Origin of the sequence: Psychrobacter communis (assembly GCF_014836505.1) — a bacterium.
Lineage (GTDB): Bacteria > Pseudomonadota > Gammaproteobacteria > Pseudomonadales > Moraxellaceae > Psychrobacter > Psychrobacter faecalis.
Map to the genome: position 1 here is coordinate 108924 of NZ_JACSQR010000002.1, position 26623 is coordinate 135546.

At 42.8% G+C, this 26623-nt stretch carries 24 protein-coding genes; 9 read left to right on the forward strand and 15 right to left on the reverse strand.

What is annotated here, in order from left to right; genetic code table 11:
* Positions 1-46 precede the first annotated feature (46 nt).
* The gene (gene prfA / locus H9653_RS01415; protein WP_191689892.1) at positions 47-1138 is read right to left on the reverse strand and encodes a peptide chain release factor 1; all 1092 of its coding nucleotides are present in this window, start codon (positions 1136-1138) and stop codon (positions 47-49) included.
* 241 nt (positions 1139-1379) lie between these two features.
* Positions 1380-2525, reverse strand: coding sequence for a beta-ketoacyl-ACP synthase III (locus H9653_RS01420; protein ID WP_191689894.1), 1146 nt, complete (start codon positions 2523-2525; stop codon positions 1380-1382).
* 290 nt (positions 2526-2815) lie between these two features.
* Between H9653_RS01420 and pnuC the strand changes: the two genes are divergently transcribed.
* From pnuC to H9653_RS01440, 4 genes are all read left to right on the forward strand, one after another.
* A complete protein-coding gene (gene pnuC / locus H9653_RS01425) occupies positions 2816-3577 on the forward strand; it encodes a nicotinamide riboside transporter PnuC (RefSeq protein ID WP_144296202.1) in 762 nt (253 codons plus the stop codon).
* On the forward strand, positions 3528-4115 hold the full coding sequence (locus tag H9653_RS01430; RefSeq protein WP_191689896.1) for an AAA family ATPase: 588 nt from the start codon (positions 3528-3530) through the stop codon (positions 4113-4115). The genes pnuC and H9653_RS01430 overlap by 50 nt, the downstream gene beginning before the upstream one ends.
* A gap of 110 nt (positions 4116-4225) precedes the next feature.
* Positions 4226-5134, forward strand: coding sequence for a DMT family transporter (locus H9653_RS01435; RefSeq protein WP_191689898.1), 909 nt, complete (start codon positions 4226-4228; stop codon positions 5132-5134).
* 136 nt (positions 5135-5270) lie between these two features.
* Positions 5271-5642, forward strand: coding sequence for an MliC family protein (locus tag H9653_RS01440; protein WP_068405303.1), 372 nt, complete (start codon positions 5271-5273; stop codon positions 5640-5642).
* 172 nt (positions 5643-5814) lie between these two features.
* On the opposite strand, the gene H9653_RS01445 is transcribed toward H9653_RS01440, so the two are convergent.
* From H9653_RS01445 to H9653_RS01460, 4 genes are all read right to left on the reverse strand, one after another.
* A complete protein-coding gene (locus H9653_RS01445) occupies positions 5815-6963 on the reverse strand; it encodes a catalase family protein (protein WP_191689900.1) in 1149 nt (382 codons plus the stop codon).
* Between the two features lie 59 nt (positions 6964-7022).
* Positions 7023-8597 (reverse strand): Dyp-type peroxidase, encoded by a 1575-nt coding sequence (locus H9653_RS01450; RefSeq protein ID WP_191689902.1) that lies wholly within the window; start codon positions 8595-8597, stop codon positions 7023-7025.
* Between the two features lie 129 nt (positions 8598-8726).
* Positions 8727-9374: a hypothetical protein gene (locus tag H9653_RS01455; protein ID WP_225211551.1), complete on the reverse strand. Its 648-nt coding sequence runs from the start codon at positions 9372-9374 to the stop codon at positions 8727-8729.
* A 412-nt stretch (positions 9375-9786) separates the two neighbouring features.
* Positions 9787-10200 carry an organic hydroperoxide resistance protein gene (locus H9653_RS01460; protein WP_191689904.1) on the reverse strand — a complete coding sequence of 138 codons (414 nt, stop codon included), beginning with the start codon at positions 10198-10200 and terminating at the stop codon, positions 9787-9789.
* 181 nt (positions 10201-10381) lie between these two features.
* Between H9653_RS01460 and H9653_RS01465 the strand changes: the two genes are divergently transcribed.
* Positions 10382-11239, forward strand: a complete 858-nt coding sequence (locus H9653_RS01465) for an AraC family transcriptional regulator (protein ID WP_191689906.1) — start codon at positions 10382-10384, stop codon at positions 11237-11239.
* A 61-nt stretch (positions 11240-11300) separates the two neighbouring features.
* On the opposite strand, the gene H9653_RS01470 is transcribed toward H9653_RS01465, so the two are convergent.
* A complete protein-coding gene (locus H9653_RS01470) occupies positions 11301-11921 on the reverse strand; it encodes a class I SAM-dependent methyltransferase (RefSeq protein WP_191689908.1) in 621 nt (206 codons plus the stop codon).
* A 253-nt stretch (positions 11922-12174) separates the two neighbouring features.
* On the opposite strand from H9653_RS01470, the gene H9653_RS01475 reads away from it, so the two are divergent.
* Both H9653_RS01475 and H9653_RS01480 read left to right on the forward strand, forming a co-directional pair.
* Positions 12175-12510, forward strand: coding sequence for a hypothetical protein (locus H9653_RS01475; protein WP_191689910.1), 336 nt, complete (start codon positions 12175-12177; stop codon positions 12508-12510).
* Between the two features lie 457 nt (positions 12511-12967).
* Positions 12968-14380, forward strand: a complete 1413-nt coding sequence (locus H9653_RS01480; RefSeq protein WP_191689912.1) for an aspartate ammonia-lyase — start codon at positions 12968-12970, stop codon at positions 14378-14380.
* Between the two features lie 199 nt (positions 14381-14579).
* On the opposite strand, the gene hrpA is transcribed toward H9653_RS01480, so the two are convergent.
* The 4 genes from hrpA to H9653_RS01500 all read right to left on the reverse strand — a co-directional run bounded on the left by hrpA (position 14580) and on the right by H9653_RS01500 (position 21495).
* The gene (gene hrpA, locus H9653_RS01485; RefSeq protein WP_225211552.1) at positions 14580-18905 is read right to left on the reverse strand and encodes an ATP-dependent RNA helicase HrpA; all 4326 of its coding nucleotides are present in this window, start codon (positions 18903-18905) and stop codon (positions 14580-14582) included.
* Positions 18906-19005: 100 nt separating this feature from the next.
* Positions 19006-19320 carry a hypothetical protein gene (locus tag H9653_RS01490; RefSeq protein WP_191689914.1) on the reverse strand — a complete coding sequence of 105 codons (315 nt, stop codon included), beginning with the start codon at positions 19318-19320 and terminating at the stop codon, positions 19006-19008.
* A gap of 1 nt (position 19321) precedes the next feature.
* Positions 19322-19930: a DUF1543 domain-containing protein gene (locus H9653_RS01495; RefSeq protein WP_191689916.1), complete on the reverse strand. Its 609-nt coding sequence runs from the start codon at positions 19928-19930 to the stop codon at positions 19322-19324.
* 143 nt (positions 19931-20073) lie between these two features.
* Positions 20074-21495, reverse strand: a complete 1422-nt coding sequence (locus H9653_RS01500; protein WP_191689918.1) for an SLC13 family permease — start codon at positions 21493-21495, stop codon at positions 20074-20076.
* 375 nt (positions 21496-21870) lie between these two features.
* Between H9653_RS01500 and H9653_RS01505 the strand changes: the two genes are divergently transcribed.
* Complete coding sequence (locus tag H9653_RS01505; RefSeq protein WP_191689919.1) at positions 21871-22032, forward strand: hypothetical protein; 162 nt, start codon at positions 21871-21873, stop codon at positions 22030-22032.
* 51 nt (positions 22033-22083) lie between these two features.
* Here the strand turns inward: H9653_RS01505 and H9653_RS01510 are convergent, their stop codons facing one another.
* On the reverse strand, positions 22084-22782 hold the full coding sequence (locus H9653_RS01510) for a YoaK family protein (protein WP_144296217.1): 699 nt from the start codon (positions 22780-22782) through the stop codon (positions 22084-22086).
* A 109-nt stretch (positions 22783-22891) separates the two neighbouring features.
* A complete protein-coding gene (locus tag H9653_RS01515; RefSeq protein WP_191689921.1) occupies positions 22892-23698 on the reverse strand; it encodes an enoyl-ACP reductase FabI in 807 nt (268 codons plus the stop codon).
* Positions 23699-24050: 352 nt separating this feature from the next.
* Between H9653_RS01515 and folE the strand changes: the two genes are divergently transcribed.
* Positions 24051-24647, forward strand: coding sequence for a GTP cyclohydrolase I FolE (gene folE, locus H9653_RS01520; protein WP_223808440.1), 597 nt, complete (start codon positions 24051-24053; stop codon positions 24645-24647).
* Between the two features lie 135 nt (positions 24648-24782).
* Here the strand turns inward: folE and H9653_RS01525 are convergent, their stop codons facing one another.
* Positions 24783-26093, reverse strand: a complete 1311-nt coding sequence (locus H9653_RS01525) for an iron-containing alcohol dehydrogenase (protein ID WP_191689923.1) — start codon at positions 26091-26093, stop codon at positions 24783-24785.
* 316 nt (positions 26094-26409) lie between these two features.
* Positions 26410-26619: a hypothetical protein gene (locus H9653_RS01530; protein WP_191689925.1), complete on the reverse strand. Its 210-nt coding sequence runs from the start codon at positions 26617-26619 to the stop codon at positions 26410-26412.
* Positions 26620-26623 lie beyond the last annotated feature (4 nt).

Sequence of the window (26623 nt, forward strand, 5' to 3'; positions counted from 1 at the left end):
TCTGGGTTTAGGCTTATATCTGAGTGAACTTAGCCAGTTTGTGCTTTTAATCACCGCCGCCGATACTGGCCATCAAGTCTGCTTGGTGTTCACGCAGCAGCGCATCAAGGATTTCATCCAAGTCACCTTCCATAATTGAATCAAGTTTGTATAACGTCAAATTGATTCGATGGTCAGTCATGCGGCCTTGCGGGAAATTATAGGTACGGATACGCTCTGAGCGATCGCCACTACCAACCAAGTCGCGACGTATTGAGTCCGCCACATCGACTTGTGCTTGTACTTTTGCTTGTTGGATTTTGGACACCAGCATTTTCATCGCATGCGCCCGGTTTTTATGCTGACTGCGTTCTTGTTGACACTCTACCACGGTACCCGTTGGAATGTGGGTCAAACGTACCGCCGAGTCGGTGGTGTTAACGTGCTGACCACCGGCGCCGCTTGAGCGAAAGGTATCCATTTTAATATCGGCAGGATTGATATCGACGCTATCATCAATCTCAACCTCTGGCATAACGGCAACCGTACACGCTGAGGTATGGACACGACCTTGGCTCTCGGTTTCAGGTACACGCTGGACGCGGTGTGCGCCCGACTCAAACTTTAAACGACCATACACGCTATTGCCCGACACACGAGTAATGATTTCTTTATAACCACCATGCTCCCCCTCATTGGCTGATAAAATCTCTACCGTCCAGCCTTGGTTTTGGGCATATTTTTGATACATACGGAACAAATCACCTGAGAAAATCGCTGCTTCATCACCGCCTGTCCCAGCTCGAATTTCCAAAAACGCTGGCACTTTATCATTGGGGTCTTTTGGCAACATCATGACGTTAAGCGCTTCTTCCATCTCAGCAATGGTCTTACTCGCACTGTCAATCTCGTCCTGCATCATCTCTTTCATTTCAGGGTCTGATGATTCCGCTAGCATCGTCTCTGCATCCGCTTGATCCGTCTCTGCCCGCACATAGTTCTGCCATAACGTCGTGATCTCCATCAAGTCGCTATGCTCAACCGACAATTCACGGAATTTATTATTATCGCTGATGACACCTGGGTCGGATAATAAAGCGGTGACCTCTTCATAACGGTCTACCATCTGGTCTAAACGCAGGCGTAAGGATTCTTTCATAAAAGGACTTTTTTAAAATGAGTAAAATAAGAGAGTGATTATAGCAAATTTTTGCGCTTAATTTAAAACCTCTCAGCAATCTTGCCATTATATTCACAATCTGTCCGATTTATGCCTAATTACACTCAAATCTGAGCTGACTTTTTCTCTTATTCTATAGTTAAAGCAAAATACGGCACAAAAAAATAGCTAAGAATACTCTTAGCTATTTTTATGGTTAAAACAGAGCTTCTATTAACTATTAAACCTTACGAACCAGTACCGAGCCAATCGAGTAACCGGCGCCAAATGAGCAAATCACACCCAAATCACCAGATTGTAGCGCGTCTTTATAACGATGGAACACAATCATAGGACTTGCGGAGCTGGTATTGGCAAACTCATCAATGACACTTGGTACAATCGCTTTATCCGCTTCTTTACCGATAACGGTACGCAAGATTAAATCCAGCATATTGGCATTAGCTTGATGTAGCCACATCATTTTAACATCGCTGGCTTGCAGATTGTTTTCATGCAAATGCTCAGTAATAATCTCAGAAACCTTTGGACAGACTTCACGGAATACTTTACGACCGTTTTGTAAAAACAGTTTGTCAGTGACCGGCTCTTTGATATCGGGGTACATCTCAGTCTGCGCTGCTAAGAACTCAGAGCGATCCATAAAGCCGTATTCGTTTTTGATATTGGTCGAAAACTGAGTGAATAACTTGGCGTTTAGAATCTCGTAGCCTTTTGGCGTATCAAGCTCTTCTACGATACAAGCTGTTGCAACGTCACCAAAAATAAAGTGGCTGTCACGGTTGCGCCAGTTTAGATGCGCTGAGGTAATCTCAACGTTCACAACCGCAACGCGTTTGGCAAGACCCGAAACGATAGAACCATGTGCTTGCGATAGACCAAAAGTCGCGGCACTACAAGCAACGTTCATATCATAAGCAAAGCCACCAATCATACCAATCTCATTTTGAATCTCGATAGAGACCGCAGGATAAGTACGCTGGAAGTTTGAGCACGCAAGAATAATACCGTCTAAATCATTGGCCTCAAGACCTGCATCAGCGAGCGCATCTTTTAGTGCAGCAGCGCCCATTTCTGCCATGATAGACAGCTCTTCGCCCAAATTACGATAGGCAATGACAGGTGCCATAATTTCAGGGTCTAAGATACCGTCCTTTTCCATCACATAACGTGATTTGATGCCCGATACTTTTTCAATAAAGGCCGCTGATGAGTGCTCTAGCGCCGTAACTGTACCAGCTTCAATCGCGTCAGCATGTTTGGCATTGTAATTATCAACATACTGGTTAAATGACTCTACTAACTCTTCATTACTAATGCTATAAGGGGGGATATATAGGCCAGTGCCCGTGATACAAGTCGTCATGATACGCTTCCTTGTCTACTACGATGGTGCTTGCAATAAGCATAAAAGTGGAGAAAAACAACAGTCGTCTAATTTTTGGTGAATAACTGTAAACTTAAAATAAGTGCCTTTATTATGCCTGAATAATATAATTTTTCTAATACTTTGTTACAAATAATCCATTTCTTAATGAGAATAAGTAAAGATTGGCTTCATTTGTCGACAGCTGCGCTATAATTGCTGTGAATTATCATCATTTGGTTGCAACTTGTTTGTTAACTCTCGCTTTACTTTTTACTTTTGGAATAGCAATGGCGGAACTCTTAAACTGGTTATTTGGGCAGTATGCTGACTACTCGACCCTATTTATTGCCTTAGAATTGATTGCGGTCATATTTGGGGTCAGTAGCGTCTTACTTGCCAGCAAAACCAATATTTTGGTTTTTCCTATTGGATTGGTCAGCACCGCTATTTTTGTCTATCTACTTTGGAAATGGCAACTGTTCGGCGATATGTTTATCAACGCCTACTACAGTATCATGAGTATTTATGGATGGATAAATTGGACGCAAAATAAGCACAATACAGACATCAAAAAGCATCATGACCATATAAATCCAACCAGACAGCAGCAAGATGCACACACCTATAATGCGGACGCTCACTCTGCCATTGACGTTGAGCATTTAAACAAAAAAGATCTCCCTATACTCACTGTACTGGCGGCAGCGACCGTCGCCTTTGTCGCTTTGATTTATTATTTTAGACCTGTTATCAATAATAACTTTAGCTTCGATGGCGCGGTATTGGGCTTGCACTTATTTACCTGGGTCGATTACACCGACATGCTGACCACCGCGTTGTTTTTAATGGCAATGTGGCTGATGGCGCGGCGTAAAATCGAACACTGGCTACTTTGGATTATTGCTGATGCGATTTCCGTGCCGCTGTATTTTTATAAAGGTCTAACTTTTACCGCGCTACAATATGTAGTGTTCACTCTTATTGCAATCTGGGCATACTATGAATGGCAACGACGCTACCGCGTACAATCTCACGCAGCATACGCCTAAATCGGTCTTTAATGTCGCGATATTAGGGGCGGAAAGCACTGGAAAAACCACATTATGCCGCGATTTGGCTGCGCATTTTGGCAGTCCGTGGGTACCAGAATATATGCGCACTTACCTGCAAGTAAAATGGGATAACGAGCAGCTGACTTGCACGTGGGATGATTTACTACCTATCGCGCAAGGTCAAATTGACTTAGAAAATAAACTTGCTAAACAAGCCGCGCAATTGCCTGATAATAACCGTTATTTATTCTGTGATACCAGTTTATTTGAGCTGATGGTGTATGCCAACTGGTATTACGGCGACTGTCCTAAAGCGCTTACTCAAGCGGCATTAACGCACCATTACGATTTGATACTCTTGACCGAAGTGGATATCCCGTGGGTCGCCGATGATTTGCGTGATAGCCCGCATCAGCGTGAAGATATCAGTGCTTACTTTGCCAGTCAGTTAACTTTGCATAATAAAGATTTTCAACGCATCGGTGGCGATAGAGTGCAACGGGTGCAACAAGTGGCTAAATGGCTAAATGGCTAAATGGCTAAATGGCTAAATGGCTAAATGGCTAAATGGCTAAATGGCTAAAAAGAATAGAAAAATAACCCCAAATCTTAGGCAAAAACCTATCGTGCCTGTAGGAATTATTTTTGAAAGCTGCCCTATTTACGATGATCGCTTTAATAGCCTTTGCCGCCAATTCTTTGCTTTGTAGAATGGCATTGGCAGACGGCGCAATTGATGCCTGGAATTTTACCGTTATCCGCTTGCTTAGCGCTGCCGCGTGCCTTGGTCTTATCATGCTGCTGCAAGCGTATTTTTTAAGAAGAAACCGTTTAAGAAGAAATACTTCAAAACAGACTGGCAATACTGATAAGACCGTTTTACAAGACACAGGCGATTGGTTTAGTAGTCTTTGCTTAGTCATATATGCGCTATGTTTTTCAGTGGCTTATCAGGCGCTTGATACAGGGACGGGGGCACTTATTTTATTTGCTGCCGTGCAGCTTACGATGATTGGTTGGGGCATCTATCATAAAGAACCATTAACTCGCCTACAGTGGACAGCACTTTTGATCGCATTGATAGGTTTTGTATACTTGATGCTGCCATCAGCTAGCACGCCTTCCTTGTCGGCGGCGCTTATAATGGCAATAAGCGGTAGCGCTTGGGGTATCTATAGCATACGTGGTAAAAGCTGCGTTTCGCCGCTCAGAACGACGGGCTTTAATTTTATACGAAGTTTAATTGCAGTGCCGATATTGGCATTAATCGGCATGGGTTATTTAAATGATATCAGCATGACAGGTGTCATATTGTCAGTCGCATCGGGTGCTATCGCTTCTGGTATCGGTTACAGTATCTGGTATATGGCGATGCCACTCTTAAAAACGACCCAATCAGCGGTGGTGCAACTTTGCGTACCAGTACTTGCTGCTCTACTCGGTATGATATTTTTGTCAGAGAAATTGACCTTAGATTTTATTATCGCAAGCGTAGTGATATTAGGCGCAGTGTTGGTCTTCATTTTAAACAAAGGACAAGCAAGACCTTACTGACTAGACCGTGCAGTGATAAAGCCGCCAGCTGATGTTACTCGCCAAAATACGAACCACAACACGAAATTACATTTTTTATTGTATGATACGCCCTTAACGTAACAAATAAAATTCACATTAATTTTTGAGGACTATTATGAAAAAATTATTCGCTGTTGCCCCTTTTGCCGTACTACTCGCTGCTTGTGCGACCAGCGCGCCGACCACCACAACGCCACCAGCCAATACTCAACCAGTAACTCAATCATTTACTTGTGAAGACGACGGTCAAATCACTGCTGCGTATACTGCAAACGGTGAAGCTGCCAACCTAAACGTTACTTTACCAAAAGTTGGCTTAGACAACGCTAAAGTTAGCATGAAACAAGCCGTTTCAGGTTCTGGCGCTCGCTATGTCAACGATGTGAACCCACAGACCACTTACGATTGGCACACTAAAGCAGATTACGGCATCATGACCATCAAAACAGACAAAGGTCAAGAATACCAAGTTAATTGCCAACTATAATAATCATAAATAATGACTGGTACTTAATAAACAGTGACTTAAGTAACATCTGTATTTTTACTTAAACCTATTTAAAGAAAAGAGCCAGCAGTCAAACTACTGGCTCTTTTTTGTGCCTTATTTTTTTATTTAAACTTATCTTTAATAAACCAATTTAGGCATTTATAAGCAATTAAAAGAATGACTTATCAAAAGTTTCTTTTAAGCTTTTAGGTTCGCGCCGTTTGACATTGTTTAGCTTATGACGAGTTTCTGAAGCTATTTGATAGGCTTTTAGTCGCGACTGCTGCAAATTGCCAATCGGACGGTTTTCCTCTAGGCAGCGAAACGGTGTAAAGGATAAGTTTTCCATAATCTCAAAATGACCGTCATCCGGCACATCTTGACAAGGAATTGTCAGTCTCGCTACCGTCACAAATGGCGCGTCCTTCTCTTTCCATTCGGTGGTGATCTCTTCAATCGGCTGCTTTTTAAGGTTGCGGCACAGCTGAATCTGGACGTCAAACTGATAATCATGCTCGCGCATTTCATCGATAATCAGCGGGCGAATTGCTTCCTCGCGTGCATTTACATCAAGCTCACGACGGGTGATTTTTTTAGCCGCGGCTTTGGTTGGCGTGACTCTTATCTTTGCCATATAGTCACCATGACGCACTACGCCTTGCGAATGAAAATCATAAAGCAAGGTGTTTTTTGGCTCAATGGTTATAAATCCGCCCAGTGCTTTAAAGGTTTTAAAAGACTCTTTGGTCGGTAATCTTGAGCCGTAATTGGTCAACCAATTAAAAGCCAGTTGCGCTTTGCCTCTTGCGCCTTTTTCAGCGTATTCTGGCAGCTCTAAAAACAGCTTAGAGATATACGCATAATCTTCGATTCGATTACAGAAAAATACCGGATGATTGATTAAATTAAAATCAAAGTTAGGACTATCTTCTTCGCCGGGAGCGAGTTTTCCACCCGCTACGTCAAAGACCTTAATCGCTAAACCTTGCGCTAAGCCAAGCTTACGATCAGTCGAAACGCGCGAGGCTCCGTTAGAAAAACGAATGACGGCATCATGAATGCCTGCTTTGGCATACAGACCTTGCGCGTATTCAGCAGGCAAATTATCTACTATCTCAAACTTGGCTTTAAGGGCGCAGTAGCCTTTGGCATGGGCATCACGCGTATGGTAATCGACGTTACTGGCTTTATCACTTCGAGCAATATAGTTTTTGATATCGTCGGTAATGGTGCGAATATTACGCTCGTCTTCTGCGCTCAGCGCAATATATTTTGCGTCATAAGGTACATATTTAGGTTTGAATAATTTCTTTAACATTTTTTTAATCCTTTTTTATCAGTAGTTATTCTTGTAAATGAAACGGTATTTTTAAGCTTTTAAGACAATTCACTCATCCATTTTAGCGCCGATAAGCTTGGGATAAATAAATACTCACCGCCGTACAAGGTATTGAAAGTTTCGATACCGTGATAGCGCTGACGAATTGGGTCAGCAGGTACGGTAAAGGTATCAGCAGCGTCGTCTTTATCGCCATGATGGACACCAAGCATCGGATCTTTCTCTTCTCCTAAGCTCATAAAATTACCATCATTAATCCATTGCGATTGTAAAAATTCAACAGTCTCCATAGCATGAGCATTGATACCAATAAAAAATAGCCCGCGCTCTTTGCCATCGTCCTCAGTCACATCGGGCGGCAACACCTCGCCAAAACCGACGCTGCGCCTAACGATACGGTGAATACGTACGTCTGATAAAATAAAGTCTTTGCTGTCTCTTGGATTCATACGCCGTACATGGGCACCAAATGGACATTTTTTGCCATAAGGATCGTCTTTATAGCCAAAGTTATTGTTGCGGTTGGGGTCATCGCCCAGTGCTTTATCATCGTGCTCAGGAGATAAGACCACAGGCGCACCTGAGCGCCAACGTCCCCACATTTTTGCGCCCAGTAACTCCGCTTCTTCGTCACTCTGCGTATTTTCTGTTAAAAATTTATTAAAGGCGGCGACATGACTGTTATAGGCACGCAATACCATAAACGAGCCGTTTTTACCCAAAACTTCTGGCTGCGGCATTGGTGCTATCGTGCCCGCCTCGCCTTCATAACCTAATACAAACTCGCCTGCTGCAATCGCCTCACCGTCGAGACTTGGCGGCGTTTGAATGCCGCTGCCTTGAATCTCTGGATTACTGATACCATCACGATAGCCAAAGACGTTTTTGACATTATTGTCTGAACCAAAAGCATGCTCCATAAGAATTTCAATATCGCCATTGGCAGGATTATCTTCATTGATATACGACTGAATATTGTCTTGCAGCTCCTTCAGCTTTATTTGCCATTTCTCTTTACTATCAGCAATAATGGCCGCACCGACATGGATATCGCCTTTATCACCAAAAGGGGAAGCCCAGTTTTCGGGGGCATTGATATCGAAATCCCGCAGCTTTTCTGCGCGCTTCGCCATACCTGCTTTAAAGGATTCTGGAAAGCTATCCAATGACGACCGCGGCACGCCGAGCGCCTCTAAACCATCATAAGTCATGACAATAGATAGCGTCGCTTGCATGTCTTTATGCCACGCCTTACTGCCAGTCACGTCAGGTAAAACGGTTTTCAAAAGTTGGCGCCCAGCTTCTGCATTATTGATTTTCAGCGCAACGATTGTTCCATAATAAGGCGTTGGTCGATCGCGTAAAATAATGGATTGAATGTCTTCTAGCTGCATGGTGACGGTATTTGGATTAAAGACGCCGCGTGCTTTATTCGCTAAAGTCTCGATACCATCGCCGACTTCTTTTTTAATATCTGCTAACCACGATTCAAAATTGCTATCTACGATACGATTGCCAAAGTCATCCTTTAATTCATGCAGTTTGCTGGTTAAAGGATGATTATCTTTTGAAGTACTATCATTTTTATTATTATTTCCAGTGTTTTTACTCATTGTTAACCCTATTTTTATCATTGTCTGAGTTTACTTTGCCCTTACCTTTTATATCACCCAGCCCATTTAAAAATGGTGATATAAAAGGATGGCATAAATTAGTGATATCTTATTGTTTTATCACAAACTTTAAGACTGTGCTTCATCCAGCGCTTTATTAATGCCTTTAACGATGCGGTCTTGGCGGCGAATATCTTGAATAGTCAGATGCGGAACTCCTACATACCAACCAGCGGCAGTGATTTGATGATCTAAAATGAACTGTTTGACACTCGGGTCTTTAATGCCAGGCCAACCTTCAACGCTACCGAATAAAATATCCATCAGTTCAGGAATTTTAGTGGCAAAGTCGTCGATATAAGGGTCCCAATCGCCATCATAAGCCGTACAAAACAACACTCTGGTGTCATTGTCTAAAAACACAAAGCGTAAATCGTGCAGCGTGCCAACCCGCGTTGCCCCTGCCAAATTACCGCCAGCAATCTCTAAGACTTTTTTTAGCCGTTCTGCCCCGCCTTCTTTTAACGGTGCAATCACTGTTAGCTCTGAAACTTTTCCGGATTTAAGCCCTTTTTCACCGGCAGTGGTCGTCGAATGGTCATAACCATCATCTCCGCCCTCTTTTAAATTAGCTATCAAAAGCTCAGCGCGCAATTTAAAATCATCAATAGATTCGGTGATTTTGGCTTTTAAATCTTCAGAATTATCGATAATGCGCTTTTTGTTATTTTTAGCATCAGCGTTTTTAGCGTTATTGTTTTTAGTGTCATTATTCATAATATTCGCCCTTTTATTATGTTGTTATTATTTGAAAAGCACTTTGTAAAAAAGATACTCTATAAAAATAAGCTGTCATTTCGCTATCAACTTATTAGTTTTTACCATAACAGACATAAAGAGAAACTCGAAGCCCAGCAAGTTATTCACACAAAATAGAACAGAGAGCAAACGTCACTATTATTTAATTTCGAACAAAGTTTTAGTATTGATATTATTTTTATTTTGCTCAAAGAGCGCTTTATTCGTTTATAGAGTTAAACAAATGACCTTTATCTTGTTTGGATAAAAAAATTGCTTGGATACGTTATATATCCAAGCAATTGAAAGTCACGGTATTCTTATACTTGTTTATAGTTATTAGTGTATCTACTCACTCAGGTATCAAAGCCATTGTTTAATAAAATGATATCTAAACCACAGTCACGTGCAAACGCGCATCCACATTACCGCGAGTAGCATTGGAGTACGGGCATACTTGGTGAGCCGCCTCAACAAGGGTTTGCGCTTGTACTTCATCGATACCAGACACCTCAACGTACAAATCGATATCTAAGTTATAGCTGCCATCGGCCTTCATACCAATACCAACTTGGGTCGAGGTCTTTGACGCAGTGATCGGCAGTTTCATGTGCTGCGCCGTCATATTTAAGGCGCTATCAAAACAAGCGGCGTAACCCATGGCAAAAAGCTGTTCTGGATTGACACCTTCTTTATCTTGCTCTTGAAATGACACCAAATCAAAACCTAACGAACCATCATCAAGACCGGTGTGACCAGAACGACCGCCGGTTGCTGTGGCGCGAGTTTTATAAAATATTTTCATTATCTATTCCTTATGTTTTACTTACACAAAATTTGATTCAATCAATCATGAGGCTGCATCAGTCTCAATAAGGCTAGTATAAGACTCAGCGCGACAATCTGTTAGAACACAGCTCCAAACCTCTTGCCCAATCCTACAAAACTCTATAGTATCGAGTAATTGTATAAAATAAGAAAAGCTAATGAATCAATCAACCATTGAGCAACTCCTATCGTTATTACCTAGAAACAAAACCATTGAATCCGCCGTTTCAGGTTTGTTTTTTTACTGTGCTGATAAACCCAGTAAAGCCGTCAGCTATATTCAAGAACCTAGTATCTGCATCGTTTTACAAGGTGCGCGCCAGATTTACTTAGGTGCCGACTGTCAAAGGTTTGACAAAAGTAATCTCATGTTTTGCCCCGTTAATATCCCTTTAAGCATGCATATAAGGCATGCGACGGTAGAGCGTCCGGTTATCGTGCTGTCTATGAAATTAAACCTTGTTATGATTAGTGAGGTTTTAGCAAAAATACCGCCGAAACTACCTAATACTGCAGGTCATTTAGGAATAAAGTGGCAATTGGACAGTACCATCATGGCGGCGTTTGAACGCCTGATACACTTGCTTGATTATCCAAATGATATTGGTTTTCTTGCTCCATTAATTCAGCAGGAGATTTACTATCGCCTGCTTATAGCAGAGCAAGGCAATAAATTGCGCCAACTGGTGGTCAATGGCAGCCATACGCACCGTATTAGCAAAGCTACCGATTGGATAAAGACGCATTTAAATGAGGCAATAGTTATCGAAGAATTGGCCAGTCGCTGCGGGATGAGTGTCTCAGGGTTTCATCATCATTTTAAGGAAATTACTCAGTTAAGCCCGCTTCAATACCAAAAAAGCCTGCGTTTGATGGAAGCAAGACGACTGATCCAAGCAAATGACACTCAAATCGCCCAAATCGCTATGCAAGTCGGTTATGAAAGCCCGAGCCAATTTAGCCGAGAATATAAACGCTTATTTGGCATCAGCCCGAGTGCTGAATTACAGGTCTAGAATTAAGCAGTCAAAATCAAAGAATATAAGTATTATCAAAACTGACAATCACGTTCATAAATTAGCGCCTAAATTCATGCTCATCTGTTTTTTTAGCAATAAACTGTACCACCGCACTCAAACCTTGATGGCGCTTACCTTCAGAAATCATGCGCTGCTTTTCGATACCCGTTATTTCTTCTAACTCTGCCAGCTCAGCACGCAAAACTGCTAACGAACCAAAGCGCTCTTTTTGTGTTGCAGGAGGTCCGCCGACAGCGTCCATGCTTAGCTGCTGCTCGGTATAAGCCTCTAAGATAAACACGCCCTCTGGCTTGAGCGCTGGTGCAATCTGCCCATGAACGTGCTGGCGTATGGCTGGCGGCAGATGCGCCCAGATAGCAACGATACTGTCCCACTGTGATTGGCCAAACTCATAGTCAGCTAAATCAGCAACTTGAGTGATGATATCAACGCCTCTATCTTGCGCCAGCTTTAAAGCTTTATTTAATCCTACGTTAGACATATCCATGGCGGACACTTCGTACCCTTGTTCTGCTAAAAAAACTGCATTCCTGCCTTCGCCTTCAGCCAAACATAACACCCTGCCACCTAGCGGTATTTTTTGAAAATTTTCTTTTAAAAAGTCATTGGGCTCGGTACCAAAAATATATTCTGCTTCGTCATAGCGCTCGTTCCACATGGTTTTTCCCTTTTTATTGCATTGGTTTTTAATTTTTGCTTAGGCTATTTATTTTCTATTGATAAAATTTTAGGCTTTAATCTCGCAGCTAGTGTGCTATTAGTTAAATAAAGATGGTGATAAAAAACAGTTGACTTAACTTGTATATTCGTAATATAACATATAATAATATATTCAATTATTGGAATATATTAGATATTGATGTGTTATCCATGGATGGTCACATCACCGTCAGATTTAGGGAGGAAGTCACATGATTCGTTTCAGCTACACTCTCAAATGCTGGGCATTAGGTATCAGCTACTATGTAGGCTTTTACTTTATCGTTCTCTCAAGCAATCCTGACTTCGTCAAATATCTCTATATTCTGGCTGTCAGCACCCTACTTTTCCCGATCGCCAAACGCGCTGTCGATGTCATCACCGATTTTATCGCGCCGCACAGCATTATCTTTAATGGTCTATTATCATCATTACTCATTAACATTGTAATTTGGGTTTTAACGCCGTTTATCGTCGCCATGACCCTTATCGCCTTGCTGTTTTATGCGATGGGCGTGGTGACAGAAAATATAAGAGCAAAACCCTAAAGCAAATTTTGGCGCTTATTAAGTGCTTTAAACTAACTATAGTAGAATTACTCTAAAATCGATACAGTGCGACTGGGATGAATTTTTCGTAGCCTCTGTGATAACAGCAAGCAAGGAAAATTTATACCAGTCGAAGAAATCTATAACGTGTCGCTTTTATTTTACACTGACTATATTAAAGTAGAGATAAAATCATATTATCTTTGCTTTGAAGGTGGATTTAATGAGTTTACGGCCTTCTTCAGATAAAAACGTTTAGCGCTTACTATTTATAATATAAAGTTTTTTGTTTTATTATGAGTGATGTAATAAATATTCATTGTTAATCCCTGCCTAAAAGGCTTATGCTATAAGGTCAACCATATAGACTTACCAATGCAAGGCTATTACTGTCATGTTAACAAATGACGGTATCTTTGCGTCTTAATCAGGGCTTTTTATTGAAAGGATTTATTGCATGACAACTGCTACTCGCCAAGAACATGACCTACTCGGCTATCGTGACGTGCCCGCTGATGCTTACTATGGTATCCAAACCTTACGTGCTTTTGAAAACTTCACGGTCAGTGGAGTGCGCTTGAACCAGTTTTCGACCTTTATTCGTGCCTTTGCCACCGTTAAAAAAGCAGCCGCGATTGCCAATAATAAAGTAGGCGTGCTAAATGACACCGTTAAAGATGCTATCGCAGCGGCGTGCGATGATTTAATTGCTGATAAATATCATGATCAGTTTATCGTTGATATGTTCCAAGGCGGTGCAGGTACGTCGACCAATATGAACGCCAACGAAGTGATTGCCAATCGCGCGCTAGAAATCCTAGGCTACGAGAAAGGCGACTATCAGCACGTGCATCCAAATAACGATGTCAACTTGTCACAATCAACCAACGACGCCTACCCTACAGCGATGAATGTGGCGTTAGATGAATACTGTGTCCATCTATTAAGTAAAATGGATATCTTGTATAACAGCCTTAAGAAAAAAAGCGCGGAGCTTGCCGATCAATTAAAAATGGGTCGCACGCATTTGCAAGACGCTGTGCCTATGACCGCGGGTCAAGAGTTCAACGCCTTTGCAACCATGATCAAAAAAGAGATGGATCGTATCGAATCTACTCGTGCGCTGTTTCATGAAATCAATATGGGCGGCACAGCAATTGGTACGGGCTTGAATGCACCAGCGGGCTATTCTGAAGAAGTTGCCAAAACCTTGTCTGATTTGACTGGCAGACCTTATTATATTGCTGAAGATTTGATTGAAGCGACACAAGACACCAGTGCTTATGTGGCTTTGTCTGGCAATTTGCGTCTCTTTGCTGCGCGTTTATCTAAGATTGCCCATGACTTACGTTTGCAGTCTTCGGGTCCGCGTGCAGGTTTAGCGCAATATCGCTTGCCTGAAATGCAGCCTGGTAGCTCCATCATGCCGGGTAAAGTAAATCCTGTGATCCCAGAAGTGGTGAACCAAGCGTGTTTCCATGTCATGGGTATCGACCATACTATCGCTATGGCGTCAGAAAATGGTCAGCTACAGCTAAACGTCTTTGAGCCCGTCATTGCCTTTAACTTGTTTACGGGTATGAGCATGCTGGCTAATATCTGTGAGATGTTTGCCACGCGCTGTATTGATGGTCTGATGATGAACAACGAGGCGTGTAGTGTCGAGGTATTCAATAATATCGGACTGGTCACCGCGCTAAATCCGCACCTTGGTTATGACGCCTCTTCTTTTGTTGCGAGAAGAGCACAAGAGACTGGTGGCAGTGTTTACGACATCGTATTAGAAGAAAAACTGATGGACAAAGAGACGCTAGATGATATCTTGTCTCCTGCCAATATGGTGTATCCAAAGGTTAGAGCATTGCTATAGTTTATCTATGGTTAAACAAAAAGGCTGGATTAGCGTTTGCTAATCCAGCCTTTTTTATTGTTTATCATTAGATATGGAAATTATTGTAGGGTGCGCCAAGCGCACCGATAAGAAGTAAATTACATGGAAATGGTGCGCCGGGCCCACCCTACTCACTAGCTATCTAGGATAACTGGATTTTCGGTAAAATTCCTAGTTACTAACTCACTTTCTCCCACATTTTATTTAGACGCTTCGGTGATACCGCCATACGGGTTTTCATCGGCTGCGCGAAGAGTTGAATGCGATACTCCTCAACCATCCAGCGATATTCGCTAATGGCTTTATCATTGGCACGATTTGCCAGCCGCTCCATATGCTCATCAAGAGCGTAGACACCATCAAGATCCGCTTCAAGATTGTGCTCAAGGCGCTCAAGACGAATCTCTAATGCTTCCAAATAGCGTGGATACTGCTGCCAATGGCTATAATCCATGCGATAAACAAAATCAGCCAACTGCAAATCCTCTAGCTGGTCTTCGATATCTTCGATAGACTCGCCAAATATTTCTCTATCAAGCATGAGTAAGCTCTGACGAATACGCTGCCAACGCGTATAGACATTTTTGAGTGTTTTTATGACATCTTGACCCGTTAATAGGAAGTTACCAGCGACGACTTCTAAGGTTTTCTCAAACTCCTCTGGCGTAAAAGGCAATTCTTCTGCAAGGGCAACAGCAGTATCATCAGCGCTTTCAGGTAAATCGGCAGTATGATCAAATAGCACATAATGCTCTTCAAGCGCAGCATCTAATGCCGCATCGATAACGATGGTTTTTAGCTTCTCCATATCACCAAGGGGAGCAAAAGCCAATTTAAATATCTTATCAATCTGACTGGTGAGCTGTTTTTTCTTCGCACCAAGCTTAGCTTTTATTAAAGTCAAAACCCCGATACGGTGCGCCTGCAACGCTGCATTAACGTCGGTATATTGGTGAATCGATACCGCCTCGCCCGACGCGTCTGCGACCAAAGCAGCAAACTGTTTCATCACCACACCTGCACTATGATGATTTTTGCTAAAGGCAAAATGCTCAGGAAACTCCGTATGCGTACCTTGTTGCTCATTCACCGCTTGGCGGGTCTCTTGAGCATGGCGAATTTGTAGCGTTTGTAGGTCGCGACCTTTTTCGATAATGCGGTTTTTGTCATCGACCACGCAGATTTGCGGCTGTAAATAGCGATCAATGCTAGCAGGATTAAAACTCTCAGGCGTCACCGACATAATGCCGCGACGATTTAAAGCTTGGCACAGCTGCTTAAGCAACCCTTGCCCACCAGCAGGCTGCAACTCATCAAACAAGCTATCGGCAGTATCAGGAATGGGGACGATTTGACGGCGAATGTCTTTCGGCAATGACTTGAGCAATTGTAATACCAGCTCATAACGCCAGCCGGGTACGCCCCACAATAGCTCAATCGCATCAAGCTGCGGTAGCGCTGCCAGTGGCACACGAATGGTCACGCCATCATCATCGCTTGACGGATCAAAGACATAACGCAGCGGTAATTTTAAATCACCCAGTTTCCACACTTCTGGAAAATCGCCTGTCGTTGGCGCTTGGCTATTAAGTACGTCATCATCGGTGAAGAATAGATACTTAGTATCAGTTTTTTCCACCTCGGCACGCCAATCTTCAAACGTTTTGCGGCTGGCAATATGCTCGGGGATTTTTCTATCATAAAACTGATACAGCGCTTCTTCATCAACCAATAAATCACGGCGACGCAATTTGTCTTCGATACGTTCAATATCAGCAATTTTATCCATATTATGCTGTAAAAATGGCGCTTGCCGACCCAAATTACCGGTCACCAAACCATCACGGATAAAGATTTCTCGCGATTCGCTTAAATTGACTTGCTCATAGTTGGTCAGCTGTTTACTGATAATAATCAGACCAAATAAGCTAATCTGCGCGTAAGCTTTAACGCGTCCGGTCTTCTTCGACCAATGCGGCTCAAAGTAGTGATATTTTAACAAGTCGCCTGCCGCTGAGATAATCCATTCAGGCTCAATTTTGGCAACGGTGCGCATAAATACTTGCGAGGTTTCCACCACTTCAAAGGCCATTACCCAAGGCGGTATTTGTTTAAACACCGTACTGGCTGGGAAGATTTTGGCTTTTTGCTGTCGCGCGGCTAAGTACTCACCGCGATTTTCAGTTTTATGCGCGATCGTAGATAACAGACCCGTTAATAACGCACGATGTAAATTGGCATATTTAACGGCTTTGAGTTCTTCATCTTCAATCGCGGTAGGGTCGCTAGTCACATTCTCTAAAGAAGCTTTTTTATTGCTACCTTTATTAGTGGTTTTTGCCTCCTTAACATCGGTCAGTTTTAGCTCAGTGACCATTTGTACCAGCTGGCGATGGGTTTGATTCCACTCACGGACACGCGGGAAGCTCAAATAGTTTTTCTTGGTAAAATTCTTACGCTGATTGCCAGACAGTTTGTTGCCGTCTTCGTCCTTTTCAAACAAGGCTTTCCACAGGCTCAAATAGAATAAGAAATCTGAATCATCTTGACGAAACTCAGCATGCTTTTGATCCGCTTGCTGGCGCTTATTGGCAGGACGCTCGCGCGGGTCTTGAACAGCAAGCGCCGCAACCACGATGAGCATCTCACGGATACAATCAAAATCGCTACCGGCAACTAGCATACGTGCCAGCCTTGGATCAATTGGCATACGTGCCATTTTTTGCCCAGTCGGCGTCAAAACCAAATGGTCGAGACCTTTTTGTTTTTTAGCATTACTGGCCGTTTCTTTTTGAGAAGCTTTTTTGGAAGTAATCGCGCCCAATTCATCAAGCAATTTATGCCCATCAGTGACCAAACGGCTATCAGGTGGCTCAATAAAGGCAAAATCATCGACACTGCCTAAGCGCAGGTTGGCCATTTGCAAAATAACGGAGGCAAGATTGGTACGTAAAATTTCAGGTTCGGTAAATTCTGGACGACCAGTAAAATCCTCCTCAGAATAAAGACGAATACAAACACCCGGCGCCACACGACCGCAGCGACCTTTACGCTGATTGGCCGCTGCTTGTGAGATGGCTTCAATCGGGAGACGCTGCACGCGCGAGCGGTACGAATAACGCGAAATCCGCGCAAATCCTAAGTCAATCACATAGCGAATACCAGGTACGGTCAGTGCAGTTTCGGCAACGTTGGTGGCGATAACGATACGCCGACCGCGACCTGACGGCTGAAAGATTCGCTGCTGCTCTTCATAAGTCTGCCGTGCAAATAGTGGCAGCACTTCGGTATGTTTTGGCCCATGACGCTCAAGCACCTCTTGGAGCTCACGAATCTCAGCTTCTGTCGCGGCAAATATTAAAATATCTGCTTGATCGGCATGACCTTTATTTTGTGCATCGCTAAAACATTCTTCGACGGCAGCAACCACCGCACGCGGCAGATTCTCTTCAAAGTCATCATAGCTATCATCATCCGAGCTGTTTACTGGCTCATCGGTCAGCGGACGATAACGAACTTCCACAGGGTAACTGCGACCTTCGACATTAAAAATCGGCGCAGGCACGTTACGTTTTAGCTTCTTATCATAATGGCTAAAATATTCACTAAAGCGTCTAGTATCAAGGGTCGCTGAGGTAATAATGACTTTTAAATCAGGGCGCTTGGGCAGCAGTTTTTTTAGATACCCCATAATAAAATCAATATTTAAACTACGCTCATGCGCTTCATCAATGATAATGGTATCGTACTTACTCAAGAAACGATCATGACCCAATTCAGCGAGCAAGATACCATCGGTCATGAGCTTGACAATAGATTGTGCCGACCCTTGCTCATTAAAACGAACCTTAAAGCTGACGGTATTACCAAGCTGCTCGCCCAACTCTTCAGCGATACGGTTTGCTACGCTGCGTGCTGCCAGACGTCTTGGCTGAGTATGCCCTATTTGTCCTGTAATACCGCGACCTGCCAGCATTGCAAGCTTTGGCAATTGCGTCGTCTTACCAGAACCCGTCTCACCTGCCACGATAATCACTTGGTTATCAATAATACCTTGAACCAAGTCATCAGCACGTTGGCTTACGGGCAAGTCAAGATTTAACTTCGCTGCTAAATCTTGAGGAATACTATCAATACGCGCTTGCACCGCTTTCTGTGAGCGGGTTTTTATTTTGTCATACTGCGCACGTTTTTTGGTTAGCCCGTCCTCTGCTTTATTATCAGAACCCTTCTGATCTCTTTTATTATTAGCCACAGCGGCACGCGCCAGCTCACGCTCTAAACGACTGAGATAATAGCTATCTTTGGCTAAAACTGGTAAGTCAGTGGCAACCTTCGCGTACGAAGATGCCTTATCACTGTTTACAGTAATATTTGAGTCATCATTATTTGGGTTGGCGGCTTTACTTGCTTCATTTTCGTTGGAGCTAAATTCATTAGAGCTTAGGTCGTTGGTTGTGTTTTCAGTAGCAGTTTCTGTAGTATTCTTAGAAGTATTGGGCATATTTACTTAGGCTATTTATTATTTGGAAGTGCTTAGATTATGGGGGTAATTTGGGCGTGATTCAAGATGGTTATAGAAACAGGCTAAAGCAAAAAATTCACTAATTACTGGTATAAATTACCTGCCCACTAGTTGCAGCTCCCGTAAAGAAGCTATGGAGCTTTTGCAGAGGCAGCATAGGAAAAGGCAGGTGCAACGAAAGTAACAGTCTTTCAAACGCCACCACCTCATCAGCTAATAATTTAGCGACATTAGGCTGAATCTGTGGATTTTCATAAAAGTTATCAATTAACCACGTCAATTGTGGAAAATTGGCATTATTATGAATCTGATAAAGCGTGGTCAATAGCTCATCAGATATTTGGCTGCGCATTTTGCGAATAACGCCGTTTTTATAGTACATATTTAAAGCCATATTATTTTAACCTCCTTAAATTCTTGATACTCAGATAACCAACGTACTCTTTATCATCAGTATTCGCAAATTCATTGTTATCGTTAGTAATCGGCTCAATCAACAACCGAACATTTGGAATAAGGTCATTGACGTTATAAATATCGTCGATATCTACCTCAAACTTATCATCAATATGCGAGGCGGCATTAAAAGGCGACTCTTTGTCTTTATAAGTAAATTGCTTATAAAATTCGCTCTGTTTTGCTTGCTTAATAGCGTCCGCTTGAGTAGCAGCAACGATAAGCAGCTTATAATGAAACTCTTCGAAACTGCCGCGCTGATAACCCCCTAAATTGATAAAGAATAACTTTAAATCGTTGGTACTCTCTACATCGTTGGCACTTTCTATTTGGCTACTTGGTTCGACCAATTTAATCGCATAATTATTAACTTTAGTAATCGCTCGATACGAGTCAATGTGCCATTTATTTTTAACCTCAGACCAGTGCTGATTGATATCGTCTATCAGCTCGCTGACTTGGTTGGCCACGCCAAAAAATATATCGTGCTGCTCAATCAAACGACCTTTGGGGCGAGCACCAAGTTGTACCATAAACAGTGTTAGCATTTTACCCATTCCATAGCCAATCTCTTCTATAAAGCTTAACGTTAAAGTTCTAGTTATACATTCATTGAAAATAAAAGGAAATAAAAAACCCGACATTTAAGTAAATATCGGGATTTATTGAAAGCAGTAAATGACGGCTTAAACTAGATTAAGAAAAAATACGCCCACAACCCGACGACTAGGGTAGCAAGAATATTGAGAATAACACCAACACGTATCATCTCGTTTTGCTTAATCAGACCCGTACCAAAGACAATCGCATTCGGCGGCGTGGCAACCGGTAGCATAAAGGCACATGAAGCGCCAATACCGATAACCAAGACGAGCACTTCGTGTGGCAGTCCCATTTGCTCAGCAATAGCAGCAAATACCGGTACTAACAAAGCAGCAGAAGCCGTATTAGAAGCAAACTCTGTCAAGAAGATAATAAATGCCGATACGGCAATCATGACGATAATAAGCGGTGCTGAAGACAGCGCATTGGCAACCGTTTCGCCCAGTACCAAAGACGCACCTGATACTTTCAAAATCGTCGATAGCGCGATACCACCACCGAACAGCATGAGTACGCCCCAATCGGTATTATCAGACACTTGCTTCCATGACACCAAACCCAAGCTCACTACAGCAGCAGCAGCGGATAAGGCAATCACGGCATCGGTATCCGTAATATCTAATGCCGCACCGATTTTTTTGGAAAAGATCCAGCTAAGGGCGGTAATGATAAAGACGATAATTGTCACTATGCGCGGTTTATTCCAAGCAATAGGCTCGTCTTCAAGCAGTACAATCTTACGATTTAGATTTGGTTTTAAATACACATACATGGCACCCAGTAACAATGGCAAGAGCACCAACATCATCGGTATACCAAACTTCATCCAGTCTACAAACGCAATATCAAGCGCCTTTGCGGCAATAGCGTTGGGCGGCGAACCAACAATCGTACCCAAACCACCAAGACTCGCTGAATAAGCAATACCCAGTAATACAAAAACAAAGGTGCCGCGGTCTTTTTCACGGTCAACTTGGGTCAAAATACCGAGTGCTAGTGGCAACATCATCGCCGCGGTCGCAGTATTCGATATCCACATCGACAAAAACGCTGTCACACCAAATATCAAAAATACTGCCGTGCTGAGCTTACCGCCTGACATCGATAAAATCTTTAACGCAATTTTTTTATCCAGTTGCTGTACATGTAGTGCCGCTGCCAAAGCAAAACCACCAAAGAATAAATAAATCGTCGGATTGGCAAAGCTTTGTAAACCAATCTCCGCATCAAACTCTGGAATGCCAATCAACGTGCCAACGACGACGACCAAAAGCGCCGTAATCGTAACATGCACCGCCTCTGTCAGCCACAGAACCCCGATGAAAAACAACATCGCGAGGCCCTTATTGGCATTGATATCAAACGGCAAAACGTTATAGATAATCATACTGATAACCGCCGCAATAACGACCACTATCAACCCTTTACCCGTACCTTTTGGAAAGGTGTCGGTAAATAAATACTCGTTGCCATCATCAGGAAGATGGCTATCTAGTTTTTGCTCTGACATAAAATGTCCTTATTTTCCCCAAAGACAGTGTAAAAAACCTAAAATAAAAGCGTATTTTAGCGACCTACCCTTCATCAATCGGTCACCACAAAAAATACGCCGTCATCATAGCAGATATATAACAAAAAACTGATTTAAGAGTGCTGCTAATAATTTTGCAATAAATGTGGTTATAGAAAAATTAAGCAGTAATCCTTGTGATGTATGGTTACACATCGTCACTAAACAAGCGTACACCGTGTATGTACAAGCGTACAGTGCTATCTCATACTAAATAAGTTAATTAAAACTAAAAGCCGATAAATTTACCCATTATATTTTTAAAATTTTTATTGGACTTTATTGGACACTGATAAAAACAAACAGGAGTATGCTATGCCAAATTCAAATAAAACCGATTCGACCACAAAAATGGCACCAAAAGATATCAATCAAGACGGCTTGGATAGAAAAGATCAGCAGCGTACCGACGACTCCGCATTAGATATGATGCAAGGGTTACATGAACATGAAGATCACGAAGAAGACGATAAGTAGTTTGTCTCATTAAGCTTATTTGAATTAAAAAGTTAAAATAAAAAGCGCTCATCAAGCAGATGGGCGCTTTTTTTGTCTCGGCTGTCTTTTTTCTGGCAAACGGTCTGACATATAGTTATAGAAAAAAGCTGCACTCAAAACAATGCTAATAGGGACAAATAACGCGCCATAGCCAACTTTAGCGTACAAAAACGCCCCAACGGCGCCGCCACCGCAAAAGCAGTACCAAATAATCGCTTGAAAACCTAAGGTGGGCTTACTAATACGGCGACCTGCCAGCCAGTTGCCAATGGCAGCGCCCATATCCGAGGTTAGTCCGGTCAAATGCGTGGTACGAATAACCGCGCCGCTATAAGTGGCGACCATCGCATTCTGTAAGCCGCACGCCATCGCCGCTGCCAATTGTCCTAAATAATCATGCTGCTGATATAACCAATAGCTCATCAATAATAGTGCCGCTTCTATATACAGGGCACTGCCGTAACGCCGACCCAGCTTTAATGATCGTTGCCCAATCACAAAACCGCTTAATATTGCCCCAGCCAAAAAAGACAGTAGCAAAGCACCGATATATAAAATACTGCGACCGTCTAAATGGGCAATCGCCGCTGAAAACAAGCTGACATTACCGGTTACATGCGAGACAGACAGATTGGTAAAACCCATTAATGCGGCGGTATTGACGCAGCCTGCGCTAAATGCCAGTACAGCACCGCCCCACAATATCCATTTTGGTAATCTGGTTATCATATTCGTTGCCTAATGGCCCAACACCAAAAAGCCCTTATTATAACTAAAAAAGACAGCCAATTGGCCGTCTTCTCTACTGCTTAACTCACATTAACTTTGCTTACAAACATTATTTTGTCTCATCAAGCATCATTAATTGCTCACTGATGGCAACGGTATTAAAACCTGCATCTACAAACATAATCTCGCCAGTGATACCAGATGCCCACGGTGATAGTAAAAATAGCGCCGCATTACCGACTTCGGTCTGGGTAATATTACGCTGTAACGGGGCAATTTTTTCACTGATATCGAGCATTTTACGGAACGATTTGATGCCGCTTGCCGCAAGGGTACGAATAGGACCAGCAGAAATGGCATTGACACGAATACCTTCACCGCCCATCGAGGTAGCAAGGTAGCGCACACTGGCCTCTAAACTGGCTTTTGCCATACCCATAACGTTGTAATTTGGCAACACGGAAATACTGCCTTCATAGGTCAAGGTCAACATAGAACCATGACGCATGGCTAGCAGCGCGCGTGCTTCTTTGGCCAAGGCCACAAAGCTATAGCTTGAGATATCATGAGCAATTTGGCTGCCTTCACGGGTAGTGGCATTGACGAAATCGCCATCCAGCTGGTCCATCGGCGCAAAGCCAATCGCGTGGACAACACCATCAATACCATCGCCCCAATGCGCGGTCACTTGCTCAAAACATTCAGCAATCGATTCATCTGATGCCACGTCACACTCAAGCACTAAATCCGCTTCAAAGGCTTCGGCGGCCATATCGACCCGTTTTTTAATTTTTTCATTGGGATAAGTTAAAATTAACGACGCGCCTTCACGGTGCAGCGCTTCAGCAATTGACCAAGCGATAGAAAGTTTGCTTGCGATGCCGGTAACGACAAAGCGCTGTCCTTGTAGTAACATAATAGTTCCCCGTAAATCAATTTAAATGACAGATTATTTTTAATAGCTCGCTCATAAATAGCGAGTGAAGACACAAATTAAAAGATGACTCATTATACACGAATTGATTTAAGTAAACACTCGTATACTGTATTTACTTACACGCTATAAACGCTTAATCTCCTTTCATAGTAATAGCTAATATGGATAAAACGATTATCTACTGAGCATAGCAGTATGAAGTTAAGCTGTTTTCAAGTATAATCACAGCCCTCCCAGCTTGCACAATTTTTATAAAAATCCTTTACAACCATTGTTTGTAAACAAGGATTAGCGTTAAGCTACACCCACATTTTGGATGGCTGCCAAACTTATGAGCAATACCCCAACAATAGCAACAGATTTTCATGAAAGTGTTGAATCCTATCGTCAGCTAATCACCTCAACTGGCGAAGACTTAGAGCGTCCTGGCTTGCAAGATACTCCAATACGCGCGGCAAAAGCGTTTGCGCATTTGACGCAAGGCTATCATCAAAGCTTGGAAGAAGTGGTCAATGGCGCGGTATTTCCATCGACCAATCGTGAATTGGTCTTGGTGCAAAACATTGAATTTTATTCATTATGTGAGCATCATATGTTGCCATTTCATGGCGTCGCGCACATCGGTTACTTGCCCAATGGTCAAGTATTAGGGCTGTCAAAGTTCGCCCGTATCGTCGATATGTTTGCCCGTCGCTTGCAAATTCAAGAGAATTTAAGCGAACAAGTGGCACAAACGATTATGGATGTGACAGGTTGCCGCGGTGTGGCAGTGGTTATGGATGCAGCGCACATGTGCATGATGATGCGCGGCGTTAACAAGCAGCATTCAACCACGCGCAGCACAGCGATGCTAGGCGAATACGTACACGACAATCAAGCCCGTAATGAGTTTTTAGATGCGGTGCCAAAGCGTAAACCTGCGTTTTAATATCGTTTAAAATAAAACCAGTGCTAGTTATAAGCAACCGAGAAGTAAAGAAAAAGAGCACATTGCGATAACAGCAATGTGCTCTTTTTTATTTTTAGAAATTGTTAATCGGACTTATTAAGTAGCTTAAATAACTTAAGCAACTTTACCAGTTTTTGCATCACGACTGGCGTGCTCATCACTGGCTTGCTTAATCTTGGTTAAAATATCCTTAATTTCAGCAGCAGATAGATAAGTCGGCACCGCATAAGTATCGCTGACTTCTTTTGCCGCGGCTTTGGCAATATCATTAAAATCACTGCTTTGCATATTTTTAACGGTTGGATCGATATTTAAGGTAGCAATCAGCTCGCGTACTTGTGCGATGAGACTATCGGCAATATCGCTATCACTCTTGCCAGCTTGACCCGATTTGACCATACCAGTCTTGCGAGCTAACTCTGCCAATCTTTTTTTGCTGCCTTTACGATTGACGTCAAGCACATACGGCAGCACGATGGCATTGGCACGGCCATGGGGGATACTATAGTGCGCCCCCAACTGGTGAGCGATAGCATGGACGTAGCCAAGACCGGCTTTATTAAAGGCGATACCGCCGTAGTGAGCAGCGATACCCATCTCTTCACGGGCTTTGAGGTTGCTGCCATCTTTATAAACTAGGGGTAGATTTTGCATCACAGTTTTAACCGCAGAGGCAGCATAATAATCGGTCTCGACGCTAGCATTGGCACTCATCCATGCTTCTAAAGCATGGGTTAAGACGTCGATACCCGTATCAGCTGTGATATGCGCCGGCATGCCTTTCATAATAATCGGATCGATAGCCGCTGCTAATGGCACCATTCTTGGGTCGATAGACAGGGCTTTTTGATGCGTTTTGTCATCTGACACCACCGCACCCAACGTCGCTTCTGAACCGGTGCCCGCTGTGGTCGGAATACAATAAAGCGGAACCGAAGGCTTTCTGGCTTTTAGGATACCGATAAGCTGTTTTGGCTTACAGTTATTGCCCTGTGACATCGCAATCATTTTAGCGGCATCAATAACCGAGCCACCACCGATGGCAATAATCGAGTCGCACTTAGCATCGACAGACTTGCGCAATCCTTCTTCGACGACTTTAAAAGTAGGATCTGGGGTAATGCCGTCGTAGATTTTATAGCTAATATTTTTGCTATCTAGATAGTCTGTGACTTTCGCAGGGATGCCCAGTTTGTTTAATACTGCGTCCGTAACGATAAAAACATTGGTATTGCCTTCATTGATGAGCATGTCGCACAAATCTTCACATGAGGTCTCACCGACAAATAACATCGGTCTTCTGATAGGCACAACGTAAGCGAACGCTTTTAGCACTTTGGCACGCGTCTTAGCAACCGCCAAATAACCAGCGTGTTGTAAGCCTGTACTACTGACCAATTTAGAAATTGTATTTTGTTTTTTCATGGGTATAAAAATCCTTTTTAATGATGCTAATACTAGCAATAACGACAACTTGAATCAGCGAATCATCACCGCTGTCAAAATAGAAATGCTTGCAAAACAAAAGCACGGTGAATAAAAATACTGCATCAGCGTCTATATAAAGCAGACTACTGTTTAAACTTATTGTACCACCGCCATTTTTAGGATGTCATGATTATTATGAACTGCGATGTTCTGGTTATCTAGCGTCGCATCTTTACTTATACAAAGAAAATCAGCCATCAACTTGCTTCTTTACGAAAACTTAAAATAGTCTCAGTAGCGACTTGTTGTAGGTTCATTCAGGCTTTTTGCCCACGCGCTTCTCTCCCCAACTAGGATCGCCATCATATTCAATCAATTCGACAAATTCTCTAGGTAGATTTACAAAAACGCCGCCAAGATCGCCAATGGCATATTTGTCTTCTGTATTAGCTACGGTTGAACTATCCGAACAACCACTAAGCGATAGAGCGCTAAATAAAAGCATCAAGCATAATTTTCTCATGTTT